At 45.3% G+C, this 12,465-nt stretch carries 13 protein-coding genes and 5 tRNA genes; 17 read left to right on the forward strand and 1 reads right to left on the reverse strand.

Features of this window, described 5'->3' with window-relative positions; genetic code table 11:
* Nucleotides 1-37: 37 nt before the first annotated feature.
* The 11 genes from alr to D469_RS0118160 all read left to right on the forward strand — a co-directional run bounded on the left by alr (nucleotide 38) and on the right by D469_RS0118160 (nucleotide 10,324).
* Complete coding sequence (alr, locus tag D469_RS0118105; protein WP_018924803.1) at nucleotides 38-1,171, forward strand: alanine racemase; 1,134 nt, start codon at nucleotides 38-40, stop codon at nucleotides 1,169-1,171.
* Between the two features lie 524 nt (nucleotides 1,172-1,695).
* Nucleotides 1,696-1,977, forward strand: a complete 282-nt coding sequence (locus D469_RS0118110) for a CopG family ribbon-helix-helix protein (protein ID WP_018924804.1) — start codon at nucleotides 1,696-1,698, stop codon at nucleotides 1,975-1,977.
* Between the two features lie 514 nt (nucleotides 1,978-2,491).
* Nucleotides 2,492-3,310: an RsbT co-antagonist protein RsbRA gene (locus D469_RS0118115; protein WP_018924805.1), complete on the forward strand. Its 819-nt coding sequence runs from the start codon at nucleotides 2,492-2,494 to the stop codon at nucleotides 3,308-3,310.
* Between the two features lie 24 nt (nucleotides 3,311-3,334).
* On the forward strand, nucleotides 3,335-3,691 hold the full coding sequence (locus D469_RS0118120; RefSeq protein ID WP_018924806.1) for an STAS domain-containing protein: 357 nt from the start codon (nucleotides 3,335-3,337) through the stop codon (nucleotides 3,689-3,691).
* Between the two features lies 1 nt (nucleotide 3,692).
* Nucleotides 3,693-4,106: an anti-sigma regulatory factor gene (locus D469_RS0118125; RefSeq protein ID WP_018924807.1), complete on the forward strand. Its 414-nt coding sequence runs from the start codon at nucleotides 3,693-3,695 to the stop codon at nucleotides 4,104-4,106.
* Nucleotides 4,107-4,119: 13 nt separating this feature from the next.
* Nucleotides 4,120-5,133, forward strand: coding sequence for a PP2C family protein-serine/threonine phosphatase (locus D469_RS0118130; RefSeq protein WP_018924808.1), 1,014 nt, complete (start codon nucleotides 4,120-4,122; stop codon nucleotides 5,131-5,133).
* A gap of 635 nt (nucleotides 5,134-5,768) precedes the next feature.
* The gene (locus D469_RS0118140) at nucleotides 5,769-6,101 is read left to right on the forward strand and encodes an STAS domain-containing protein (RefSeq protein ID WP_018924810.1); all 333 of its coding nucleotides are present in this window, start codon (nucleotides 5,769-5,771) and stop codon (nucleotides 6,099-6,101) included.
* On the forward strand, nucleotides 6,101-6,586 hold the full coding sequence (rsbW, locus tag D469_RS0118145; protein WP_018924811.1) for an anti-sigma B factor RsbW: 486 nt from the start codon (nucleotides 6,101-6,103) through the stop codon (nucleotides 6,584-6,586). The genes D469_RS0118140 and rsbW overlap by 1 nt, the downstream gene beginning before the upstream one ends.
* A complete protein-coding gene (gene sigB, locus D469_RS0118150) occupies nucleotides 6,552-7,343 on the forward strand; it encodes an RNA polymerase sigma factor SigB (RefSeq protein ID WP_018924812.1) in 792 nt (263 codons plus the stop codon). The genes rsbW and sigB overlap by 35 nt, the downstream gene beginning before the upstream one ends.
* 1 nt (nucleotide 7,344) lies before the next feature.
* Nucleotides 7,345-7,950, forward strand: a complete 606-nt coding sequence (locus D469_RS20770) for a SpoIIE family protein phosphatase (protein WP_018924813.1) — start codon at nucleotides 7,345-7,347, stop codon at nucleotides 7,948-7,950.
* 211 nt (nucleotides 7,951-8,161) lie between these two features.
* The gene (locus D469_RS0118160) at nucleotides 8,162-10,324 is read left to right on the forward strand and encodes a Tex family protein (protein ID WP_018924814.1); all 2,163 of its coding nucleotides are present in this window, start codon (nucleotides 8,162-8,164) and stop codon (nucleotides 10,322-10,324) included.
* Between the two features lie 501 nt (nucleotides 10,325-10,825).
* On the opposite strand, the gene cmpA is transcribed toward D469_RS0118160, so the two are convergent.
* A complete protein-coding gene (cmpA, locus tag D469_RS21835; protein ID WP_018924817.1) occupies nucleotides 10,826-10,936 on the reverse strand; it encodes a cortex morphogenetic protein CmpA in 111 nt (36 codons plus the stop codon).
* 450 nt (nucleotides 10,937-11,386) lie between these two features.
* Here cmpA and D469_RS0118180 point away from each other — a divergent pair, with 450 nt between their 5' ends.
* From D469_RS0118180 to D469_RS0118205, 6 genes are all read left to right on the forward strand, one after another.
* The gene (locus D469_RS0118180; protein ID WP_040607048.1) at nucleotides 11,387-11,839 is read left to right on the forward strand and encodes a SprT family protein; all 453 of its coding nucleotides are present in this window, start codon (nucleotides 11,387-11,389) and stop codon (nucleotides 11,837-11,839) included.
* Between the two features lie 174 nt (nucleotides 11,840-12,013).
* A tRNA-Asn gene (locus D469_RS0118185) sits at nucleotides 12,014-12,088 on the forward strand.
* A gap of 3 nt (nucleotides 12,089-12,091) precedes the next feature.
* Nucleotides 12,092-12,182, forward strand: a tRNA-Ser gene (locus D469_RS0118190).
* A 13-nt stretch (nucleotides 12,183-12,195) separates the two neighbouring features.
* Nucleotides 12,196-12,270, forward strand: a tRNA-Glu gene (locus D469_RS0118195).
* An 8-nt stretch (nucleotides 12,271-12,278) separates the two neighbouring features.
* Nucleotides 12,279-12,354, forward strand: a tRNA-Val gene (locus D469_RS0118200).
* Between the two features lie 17 nt (nucleotides 12,355-12,371).
* Nucleotides 12,372-12,447, forward strand: a tRNA-Asp gene (locus D469_RS0118205).
* The last annotated feature ends 18 nt before the right edge of the window (nucleotides 12,448-12,465 follow it).

Genomic DNA, 12,465 nt, shown 5'->3' on the forward strand with positions numbered 1-12,465 from the left:
TCGAAAGAGATGATTAGTCGAGTGGGGAGGCACGCAAGTGGTACAGTCGAAACAGTTTTTTCGGGATACGTGGGCGGAAGTGGAGTTGGCCCATGTCAAATATAATGTGCAAGAGGTACGAAAGAATTTTCAACAAGACATGCATGTGATGGCAGTGGTTAAGGCGGATGGATACGGCCATGGTGCTGTCCCGGTGGCAGAAGCAGCGTTAGAGGCAGGAGCGAGCTTCCTTAGTGTCAATCTGCTCGATGAAGCCCTGCGGTTGCGAGAAGCGGGGATTGAGGCGCCGATTCTCGTGATGGGCCGAATTCGCCCGGAAGACGTAGGTATTGCTGTGCGTCATAATCTCTCCATCACTGTTTTTCAAATAGAATGGCTGCAAGAAGCCAAACAGTACATGAAGGAACAGGATTCGCTTAAGCTTCATGTTAAAATAGATTCAGGTATGGGACGAATTGGGACAGTCACCGCGGAAGAACTCAGCCAACTGCTTCAAGTCATAGAAACTGACCAGGCTTTTCAGCTAGAAGCTGTCTACACCCATTTTGCGACAGCGGATGAATTAGATAACAGTTATTGGGAAAAACAATATGGACGTTTCCTTTCTCGGTTAAAAGTGGTAGAAGAAATTTGCGGTATGCCGCCGTTTATTCATTGTGGAAATAGCGCGACTGGATTGCGCTTCCCTGAGCATTGTTTTAATATGTTCCGATTCGGCATTTCCATGTATGGGCTGCTTCCTTCCGACGATATTGAAGATGAATTGCCATTTGAGCTAAAGCGGGCTTTTTCTTTGCACAGCCAGCTAGTTCAAGTCAAACAGCTGCCTAAAGGAGAAGGCATTAGTTACGGAGCGACCTATACGACCTCCGGCGATGAATGGATTGGAACTGTGCCGATCGGTTACGCTGATGGGTGGTATCGTTATCACAGCAGCGAAGGCGGAACGGTGCTTGTAGACGGAGAACGAGCTCCAATCATCGGCAGAATTTGTATGGATCAGCTTATGGTACGCCTGCCGTATCAGCTTCCAGTAGGTACTAAGGTTACGTTAATTGGCAAGCAGGGAGAAGATGAAATTACGATTCAGGAAATAGCAAGCCGCCTTAAAACGATAAGTTATGAAATTCCTTGTATGATAAGCAGCCGTGTTCCGCGACTTTACGTGTAATAAGGGGAAGAAAAGTAGCCGGTAACCGGGAAATGCGAAGCCCTGCGAACAAAGCGGCAGAGTAATTCTCCGCAGTGAACATTTTTCATAAAGGGGCTGTCCCCTCGCCTACCTACGGCCAAAAGACAAGGAAACAGCAAATGTCGTCAATGTGCAGTCGATGTCGCACGTTGGGCTGTAGTAAAGCGCGATACTCCAGGGGTTTAGCCGGAAACTGACGTATCGACCAGCCTCTTTCCCTCTAAGTAGTATTTCTTTGCCTCAGCAGTTAGGCGGTTGCTCAACTACTGACTATTTGTTAAAATACGGACGGAAGATTTAGAGAAAAAACGTGATTTTTTTAAGGTTTTTTGCAGGATTTCATAAATTCTTGCCGAAAATGTGAACTGAGGGAATGCTCATCTTTACATTCGATGGATTCAAAGGATTTAATTTCCATTTTGCAAAACTCGAATACGAATGCTAAGATGGCAAAAGAGGATTTATTTGATAACGGTTATAGGTGTTCGTTGGAGGTGTGAATCTTGTCGCAAGGAACTACGAAGCAGATCGTGATTAACCTTCCCACTGATTTGCTATGCGAGGTGGATGGAATGATTCAGGGAGAAAATGTCGACCGAAGCGAATTCATTTATCAGGCTGCTGAAGGATATATTTCAGAGCGCAAGAAATCACGTATTCGTGAAGCAATGGAACAGGGTTACCGGGAGATGGCTAACATTAACCTAAACATTGCAGCCGAATCCTTTTTAGTTGAAGAAGAAGCTGGTTCAAAAGTAGATGGCCGTATTGCAAGCGGCGTATAATGCCCTGAATGGTTTTATAACCTCATTCTAAGAATGAAAGATTGCGGAGGGCATTGAATAACCGTCATTATTCGTAAAGTTCATACGGGTTCATTGCTTAAAAGTTGCTCCAACTATACTGGCAGCAACTTTTTTGTTTCTCTTTAACTAAAGCATTTCCGCAAATGATAATCTTTAAACCTCTCATAATTTAGTTATAAAATATGAAAAAGATAAAAGAATATTGAATTTTACCTTAAGATGTTTGCGCCTTATGACAACTCATGGAATAATAAAGATAGTGAGTTTTTACTATCATAAATTTCATATAGAGTGCCTGGAGTCATTATAGAAAGTCATTTACCAGTATTACTCTTTAATGATTGCGAATGATCGATTGGTCTCGCTGCGGGGTTCGGTCAACTTAGGTTTTAAGGCAGAGTGTCGAGGGTGAAATAAACTTCCCTCCATTCTTCATAACACCATTCGCAGTATCTTAATCATAGTATGATCACTTAGTATGGGGGAATTGATGATGCAACCATCTATAGTAGAGTTTATTCATAACCGAAGACAAAGTCTTACAGAGAAGTGGCTAGAAGAAATCCAGCGTGTCGCTCACGACGAGACAGTTGAGCGCATACCAGATGAAATATACACTCAAACAAACCGTGAATTTATCGATTTAATTGTCGATACACTTGACCTAAAGCAGGAAGACGCAAAGGAACGGATTAAACAATTCGTAGAACGATTGATTCACATTGGCTGGCCCCTCAGTTATTTTACTCGCGGGCTTCAGGCTTTCAGACGTGTCATATTAGATGCAATTCGTGAAGATCCTTCGCACGAAGAGACACCAATAGAGATTTTTTATGACATAGAGAACTGGATTGACGGGATTGTTAATCAGCTTGTCGATGAATATTCAGGTACGTGGGAAAGTACCCTGCACCTGCAAAAAATGGCGCTGAAAGAACTATCCGCTCCTTTAATTCCAGTCTTCGAAAATATTAGTGTCATGCCGCTTATCGGAACGATAGATACGGAGCGGGCCAAGCTCATCATGGAGAATTTGCTCGATGGTATTATTGAACACCGCTCCCAGGTCGTTTTGATTGATATCACCGGAGTCCCCGTTGTAGATACGATGGTGGCTCACCATATTATTCAAGCCTCGGAAGCTGTCCGGCTCGTAGGAGCGGAGTGTATTCTCGTCGGCATCCGTCCTGAGATTGCGCAAACGATTGTTAACTTAGGAATTGATCTAAGCAAATTTCCAACAAAGAGTACGCTTCGAAAAGGCATCGAATCTGGTATGGAATTGACCCAAAGAAAAATTGTAACCACATAAATGCGGACGGAGGGGTGTAAGGCGATGAGAATACCAATTCTAAAGTTACATGATTATTTATTAATATCAGTGCAAGTAGACCTTGATGACCAAACAGCCCTGCAGTTTCAAGAGGATCTACTCAACAAGATTCATCAGGAAGGGTCAAGCGGGGTTGTCATTGATCTAACCTCGGTGGAGATGATAGATTCATTTATCGCCAAAGTACTTGGGGACGTGGTGGAAATGTCAAACTTAATGGGAGCAAAGGTGGTTTTAACAGGTATTCAACCAGCTGTGGCCATTACGCTAATTGATATGGGAATTATGTTGGATGAAGTACCGACGGCTCTCGATCTTGAACAAGGTTTAGAGAAACTTCAACAGGAATTGGAGGGGTAATATGAGTATCCAATCCTGTGTTGAGGTCCATACAGAGTGGGGGATTGTCTCTGCGCGGCAGGCCGGTCGTAATTTAGCAAAAGATGTTGGATTTGGGAATGTAGACCAGGCACGCATCACCACAGCCATTTCAGAGCTTGCTAGAAACATTTACCTTTATGCGGATAAAGGTGAAATTTGTATTGAAGCCATTCAAGAACTGGACAAACACGGAGCAAAAAAGGGAATTAAAGTTACAGCGAGGGATAAAGGCCCGGGTATTAAAAATGTGCGCGAAGTCATGTCAGACGGTTTTACCACCTCAGGGGGGCTAGGGGCAGGACTTCCAGGAGTTAAACGATTAATGGATGAGTTTGATATAGATTCGGTCTCTGGAGAAGGAACGGTTATTACGACAATTAAATGGCTCCGTTGAAGGAGGATATTGAGTGGTCGATTCGTACCAAATATTACAAGAGCAATACGAGAAACTACTAGAAGAATATATTGGCCAAAAAGATGAACAAGGCCTGTACCAAGGTCAGCAATTCAGTAAAAAAGTGTTAGAAAACCAAATCTCACCTGAAGAAATGGTGAGCCTGCACCTCGATATTATCGAAGGGTGGTATCCTGACATTCCGAGTGGCCTGCGGGATTCCTTTGAATTTTTGTTAGAAGTCATGATTGGCTACGGTTTAGCTTATCAAGAACACCAAAGCTTAAAGGACCGCCAAAAGGAACTAGAATCAGAGATTGATGTGGCTGCGAACATGCAGCAAACCTTCCTGCCAGCGGCTAAGCCGGAAGTTCAGGGGCTTGATCTTGGCGTCCTCACGATGCCAGCTTCGAAAATGAGCGGTGATTATTATCATTTCGTTAAAGATGAAAATGATTGTATTGGACTAGCCATCGCAGACATTATTGGAAAAGGCGTGCCGGCAGCGCTTTGTATGTCGATGATCAAGTACGCGATGGAAAGCTTGCCAGAACAGCGGTTGCAGCCAGGCGGCCTGCTTGAGAACTTAAACCGCGTGGTAGAGCAGAACGTCGCTTCCAACATGTTTATTACCATGATGTACGGTTCCTATGATCCACGCTTCCACACCTTTCACTATTCCGGTGCTGGCCATGAACCTGGATTTTACTACAACGCCCAAACCGATGAGTTTGAAGAGTTGTATGCAAAAGGTATGGTGCTGGGAGTAACACGCGAAGCCTCATTTCGCGAATATAAAAAAGACGTGGCTCCTGGAGACATTATCGTCCTCTTATCTGATGGAGTAACGGAGTGCCGTACAGAAGAAGGGTTTATCGAACAAGAAGTGATTACTAGTCTTATTCGTGCCAACATGCATAAATCCGCCCAGGAAATTGTCGAGTGCGTTTTCTATGAATTGGAAAAACTCCAGGGCTTTCAGCTTCGGGATGATTTCACGTTAATGATTTTGCGAAGAGAAGTTTAATACAAAATAATAGTGGGTAATAAACTGATGTTACGGCCAATGGCCGTTTTCTTTTTATCCATAGCTCTGGAATATGAACTGGTTGAAACCGTCATAATGGAAAAACTGAAACAGAGGCAGAAGCAAGGTTCCTTCCGCCTCAAAGAAAGGCATCCGCGTGACCAACTTTTCATTAACAGGGTTAGTACAACCTTGCTGGTGATCGTTACGAAGATACAACACGGGTTAGCATAAAGGTAAATATAGGATTAATCATCTCACTAAGTAGACAAGCTATAAACTAACGATCGCTCAGGTTATCCGCACTCCTCCCCCCCGTTTTTTGAAACAAGGGGAGAGAAACAATTACTTATTACGTTATAGTGTGGAACTTTTCTAAGTGAACGCCGCTGTTAACAGACAGTGTTGAATTTTAAATGAAGGTGGATTGAAGCCGAAGGGCTAGATTCCTGCAGCGCAAGCGGGGCAAGTGCCGGGCTGCGTTTGATAAAGAAGACACGGCGGCAGCAAACGTAGTGGAACTGAAGCCGAACGCGCACCTAGACCTGCGGGGAAAGGGAGCAGCCTGAAGCGAAAATCAACACCAATGTTTAACAGAGCGAAGTGAAAAAATAACGCCAGGGAGGCATATTAGCATGAATTTAACCCTTCAGACGAAAGAAACGGAAGCAGGCACAAGAGTAATGGTAGAAGGTGAAATTGACGCCTACACTGCTCCAGAATTACGGGAGACGTTAATCCCGCTCACCGAAAAGCAAAATACAGAAGTTGTAGTAGATTTAGCGAATGTTGAATACATTGATAGTACAGGATTAGGGATTTTTATTGGCGCCTTGAAATCAGCACACTCGAATGGCTCTGAACTTGCCATTACAGGAGTTAATGAGCGTGTCCATCGTCTCTTTTCAATTACGGGCTTGGATGAAGTGATAGACATCGATGGTGAAAGAAGGGAGGGAGCAAAATAATGGTCAATACAGCAGATGTTGTTGAAATGACAGTACCTTCGAAAGCGGAATACGTCGGGGTGGTTCGGCTTACGGTCTCAGGAATTGCCAATCGGGCAGGATTCTCTTACGATGATATTGAAGATATGAAAATTGCGGTAGCTGAAGCTTGTACGAACGTAGTAGACCACGCTTATAGCAATGGGGGCACAATTAAGTTTTCATGCTCCATTGAAGAGGAAGGCTTAAAACTTGTTGTCTCGGATGATGGCCAAAGTGTAGATGTGGTTCAATTACGTGAAGAAATTGGGCCTGTGGATGGCCAAGATCCTGTTGGCGAGTTGAAAGAAGGGGGGCTCGGCCTCTTCCTCATCGAATCATTGATGGATGAAGTCGAAATCAGCAGTGAAGCTGGCGTCGCGATTGTAATGAAGAAGTTCCTTCAAAGAGATGGGGTGGAAGAGAATGCCGATGGGCCCAGATCAGCCGACAAACAAAAGCAATAAAGAAGAGTCAGAAGTATATGAATGGATAAAGGAATTTCAAGAAGAGCAAAATGAAGAAGTGCAAACCAAGCTTGTGAAAAAGTTTGAGCCACTCGTTCAATCGCTGGCCAGAAAGTTTTCGCGAGGTCAGGACCACGACGATGACTTGTACCAAGTCGGAATGATTGGTCTCCTGGCTGCTCTCAGAAGGTACGACCCTTCCTATAATCGAAGCTTTGAATCCTTCGCTGTACCAACGATTGTGGGAGAGATTAAACGGTTTATCCGTGATAAGACATGGAGCGTACACGTCCCGCGCCGTATAAAAGAACTAGGACCTCGCATTAAAAAAGCGGTGGAAGAATTAACTAGTGAATTGCAGCGATCTCCGGATGTCCACGAGATTGCGGCGTTTTTAGAAGTAAGTGAAGAAGAAGTTTTAGAGACGATGGAGATGGGTAAAAGTTACCAAGCGCTCTCCGTTGATCGTTCTATTGAAGCAGACCAGGAAGGAAGTGCGGTTACACTTCTTGACCTTGTTGGTTCTGCTGAAGAAGGGTACGAAAAGACAGACCAACAGATGCTCTTGGAGAAAGCATTTGCAGTGTTAACAGAAAGAGAAAAAGAAATTCTGCAGTGCACATATTTCGAGCATTTAAGCCAAAAGGAGACAGGGGAACGCCTCGGCATCTCGCAAATGCACGTTTCCCGTCTACAGCGCAGAGCGCTTCAAAAATTACGAGAATCCATACGCGTGGAGCCATCGGAGTGTTTATAACATGAAGCTAGAACATAAGGCGCACACAAATGTAGACGTCACCGCGTATCAACAGAAAAAGAACGGAAACGAACGATGTGGCGATGCTTATATTACGATTGAAACAGATCAGTATTTTCTTTGTGCTTTAGCAGATGGGCTGGGCAGCGGTGCAGAAGCTCACCGCTCTGCTCAGCTCGCTATGAATGTCATTACCGAGGCTCATGATCAATCCGTCTCTCAGCTGCTTGACCAATGCAACCAAGTGCTATTTCAAGAACGAGGCGTTGTGCTTACGATGTTGAAAGTTGATTTTGCCACGCAGGAAATCATGTATGGGAACATTGGAAATGTGGAATGCATATTAATGTTAGACAATGATCAAATAGTTCGACCTGTACCAGCCCCGGGCTATCTCTCCAGCAGAAAGTATAAATACCGCCTGGAGCGTTTCCAGTATGGGGAAAATGTCAGGTTTCTTCTGTATTCAGACGGCACGGTCTTTTCTCCAGAATGTAAAAACATGATGTCGGCTGCAAAATCGCCTGAGTGTGTCGTAAACCGCCTGGCTGAAGCAGCTCAGTCCGCTAATGATGACGTAACCATCGTCGGCGGAGATGTTTCTTGATCAGTCTTTATTCTAATTTTATGGTAAATATATATTACACGATAATCTGTTGTAGCTCGCCGTCGGCGAGTTTTTATTTTTATTGAGGCGGAGTTAGAGGAGCGGGCGGGACGGAGCTGTCATTAGAAGAGACCAGAGCCCCCGCCAGGTATTTTTCCTCAGGCTAGACATGGTATAGTAAAAGGGAGACATATTAAAGAGGTGAAACGAAGTGACAGAAGCTACATATGCGCCAGAGCAATTAGAACAAGTGGCTCACGAAACGAATGTACCGATACACATTGTTAAAAAAATGATAGAGTTACTAGAAGACGGCAACACGGTCCCTTTTATTGCCCGCTACAGAAAGGAAATGACAGGAGGGGCAGATGAAGTTCAACTCCGTCAGGTCTCCGAACGCTGGGAGTACGTGCGCCAGCTAGAAGCCCGTAAACAAGAAGTCATCCGTTTAATTGATGAGCAAGAAAAATTAACTGAAGAGCTGCAAGGCTCCATCAATGCTGCCGCCAAGCTGCAGGAAGTGGAAGATCTATACCGCCCGTATAAGCAGAAGCGGCGCACGCGCGCAACCAAAGCGAAAGAAAAAGGGCTCGAACCATTGGCAGAGTGGATATGGGCCCAGGCAGGTGCCGATATTCAAGCAGAAGCCATGCGCTATATAGATGAAGATAAAGAAGTACCTACGGCCGAAGCAGCCCTTGAAGGCGCACAAGATATAATGGCCGAATGGATGGCTGATGATGCCAGTGTACGCAAGCAGCTGCGCGCTTTTACAATGAAGCAAGGCTCTCTCCGTTCCACTGGCAAAAAGGCGGAAGAAGACGAACAAGACGTCTATGCTATGTATTACGACTATGAAGAGCCTGTCCGCCGTGTTCCTTCACACCGCGTGTTAGCCATGAACCGCGGCGAAAAAGAAGGCATCTTGGCTGTGCAAATTGCATTAGACGAAGAGCGGGCACTCGAAGACATTAACAAAGCCCTTCGTTTTCAAGAAAAACAGCCCGCCTGCGCCGAAGCCATCCGTGCAGCGGTCAAAGATGGTTATAAACGGCTGCTCGGTCCGTCGATTGAACGCGACATTCGCAAGGAATTGACCGAAACCGCAGAAGAACAAGCGATCCATGTCTTTTCTGAGAACTTGCGCAACCTGCTCTTGCAGCCACCATTGAAAGGGAAAATGGTCCTTGGAGTTGATCCAGCCTACCGGACAGGCTGTAAGCTTGCTGTTGTGAACACGACCGGCAAAGTCCAGCATGTCGAAACGATCTATCCAACTCCGCCTAAAAACCAAGTCGAAGAGAGTAAAAAAGTTGTGACGAACCTAGTTGAGAAATACGGCATCGAGTTAATTGCGATTGGTAACGGTACCGCTTCCCGGGAAACAGAAAGCTTCATCGCAGATACCATCAGCTCACTGCAGGATGACGTTTCGTACTTGATTATTAATGAAGCGGGCGCCAGCGTTTACTCCGCTTCTGAATTGGCGCGGCGTGAATTCCCGGATTTGCAGACCGAAGAGCGCAGTGCCGCTTCAATCGCACGCAGACTGCAGGATCCACTGGCCGAACTGGTGAAAATTGATCCACAGTCGATCGGCGTTGGCCAATACCAACACGACGTAAGCGCCAACCGCTTAAAAGATTCCCTTACATTCGTAGTTGAAACCGCCGTTAACCAAGTCGGCGTGAATTTAAATACAGCTTCGTCCAGCCTGTTGCAATATGTAGCTGGCTTGTCACGAACCGTAGCTGATAACATTGTCGTAAAACGCGACGAAGACGGGAAGTTCGAATCTCGTGCTCAACTAAAAAAAATACCGCGCCTCGGCGCTAAAACATATGAACAGGCCGTCGGCTTTTTGCGCATCCCGGAAAGTAAAGAACCACTCGATGAAACAGCAATTCACCCGGAAAGCTACAATATTGCTAAAGCTCTTTTAAAGCAAGTCGAGCTAACACCGGGCGAGATCGGAAGCGAAGAAGCACAAGAAAAATTAAACCAGCTTAACGTCAAAGCAGAAGCCGAACGCCTCGACGTCGGCCAGCCGACATTAGAAGACATTATTTCAGCGTTAAAACAACCAAATCGCGACGTCCGCGATGACTTGCCAAAGCCTATGTTAAAAACCGGTGTCATGAACCTAGAAGACTTATATGAAGGGATGGAACTCCAGGGCACCGTCCGCAATGTCGTCGACTTCGGCGCCTTTATCGACATTGGCGTTAAACAAGATGGTCTCGTCCATATCTCAAAACTCGCCAATAACTATGTGCGTCATCCAATGGAAGTAGTAGCTGTCGGAGATATCGTCACCGTCTGGGTTGAAAGCGTCGATGAAAAGAAAGGCCGTATCGCGCTAACGATGGTTTAATGCGTTTTTAAGCGTGAGTTGAGGGTGCCGAGACAGAACGGTGCTCGCAAACCTTGCTGAAAAGAAAAAGCAGGCTTGCTCTTAAGGGAGAGCGAGCCTGCTTTTCTTTATAAAATCAAGGTAAGGGGCACGGGTGAAACGGAAGAAAAAGGCGTGTTTGCACGCGCCCTACGAGGCGGGAGTGCCGCAAGCCGTGTTGCTTACGGAGATGAATTCCGTTAGTTCACCCGAAATGGAGCATTTTCAAGACCGCATGGACACTGGTTCATTTATTGGGACACATACGAATGAATTAAGGAGATGGAGCTAAAATAGTGGAACAGAGGTCTGCGAACGACACTAAGAAAAACCCCCGAATTCAAGGGAATAACGAAATTGATGACCATTAAAATTCAGAGTAAGGCTATCATTGAGATAGTAAGGGGCGGCCTCATCGGCACGAACGAACAGTCCAGCAAAAGTGACAAATTAACCCTTGAAATAGTAGAAAGACGACCTCCCTCATGAATCCTCTATATAAGAAAACCACAATTGATTAAGCATTCGAATTTCACTAGCCCGCTTCGTATAATAAGCCTTCTGCATTTGTCGCTGAAGCCAGGTAGGCATCATCAATTGACCCCCCTTTGCAAAGTAATAACTAAAAATATAAATGAAGCCAGGGAAATCAAAGCAGTCAGGTCAATCTGCGGAAACAAAATAGCGACTTTCCTAAAAGAGTGCAGTGGCAATATACTGAACAGTTCTGATTCACGAGGGCAGGATTTAACCTCCTATGGCTGTGCCGCGCTGCCCGCCAACCCCCTTTCCATATTCGAGCAATGAGTAGGAAAAAGTTATCTGTTCAAAAGAACTTGTCGCATCTATACTCGGCGGTTTCGCTTTATACTCAGCTACCAGCTCAGGTCATAAGCGTCTTGCACTCACCTTTTGGAACCGGCGCGGCGCATCCCTTATTTTCAGTAGGAGACGTGTTCTACCTTAGCGGTCACACGCATACCGCTGTTCGCTTTTCCACACCCTATTATATGTTAGAATGGATAAGGTGTGAGGTGAGTGGTTGTGAATAATGAAGAATTGCAACGATTAACAGAAGACATATCAACAGAATATTTTGGCCGCATCTTTCACCATGAAGCGTACTTTAATGCAAGATTACGGACAACTGGCGGAAGGTATATGTTGAATACTCACGCCATAGAGATTAATCCGAAGCATTATCAGGAGTTTGGCAAAGAAGAAATATGCGATATTTTAAAACATGAATTATGTCATTATCACTTGCATTTAGAAGGAAGAGGATACCGCCATCGAGATAAAGAATTTAAGGAATGGCTTGCAGCTGTTGGTGGTAAAAGACATTGCCAATCACTATCAACCAGCCAAAGCCGATCCACAAAAAGGCATACATATGAATGCATGAAGTGCCAACTAAAATATGTCAGAAAGCGTCAAATGAACACGGCAAAGTTCGTATGCGGAGCGTGCAGCGGCGCCCTTAAAAAAATTAACTGAATGCATTGACGCTAAAAAATCCGTGTGATACATTATATAAGTCGCCGAGAGAGATTATGAAATTCCGACAAAAAAGATTAATACATTCCATGAAAAATTATTTAAAACAAGCGTTGACAACAAAAAACACATCATGTATTATAATTTTTGTCGCAAACGAACGAACACATACATTCCACAGTAGCTCAGTGGTAGAGCAATCGGCTGTTAACCGATCGGTCGCAGGTTCGAATCCTGCCTGTGGAGCCATTAGGAGAAGTACCCAAGTGGCTGAAGGGGCTCCCCTGCTAAGGGAGTAGGTCGCGCAAGCGGCGCGAGGGTTCGAATCCCTCCTTCTCCGCCATTTGAAAATAATTGGCCCGTTGGTCAAGGGGTTAAGACACCGCCCTTTCACGGCGGTAACGCGGGTTCGAATCCCGCACGGGTCACCATTTTAATTGGAGGATTAGCTCAGCTGGGAGAGCACCTGCCTTACAAGCAGGGGGTCGGCAGTTCGATCCTGTCATCCTCCACCATGAACTCAATTTAAGCTGGGCCTGTGGTGTAGCGGTTAACATGCCTGCCTGTCACGCAGGAGATCGCGGGTTCGATTCCCGTCAGGCCCGCCATTTTATTTTACAGTAATT

Origin of the sequence: Salsuginibacillus kocurii DSM 18087, assembly GCF_000377705.1 — a bacterium.
Lineage (GTDB): Bacteria > Bacillota > Bacilli > Bacillales > Marinococcaceae > Salsuginibacillus > Salsuginibacillus kocurii.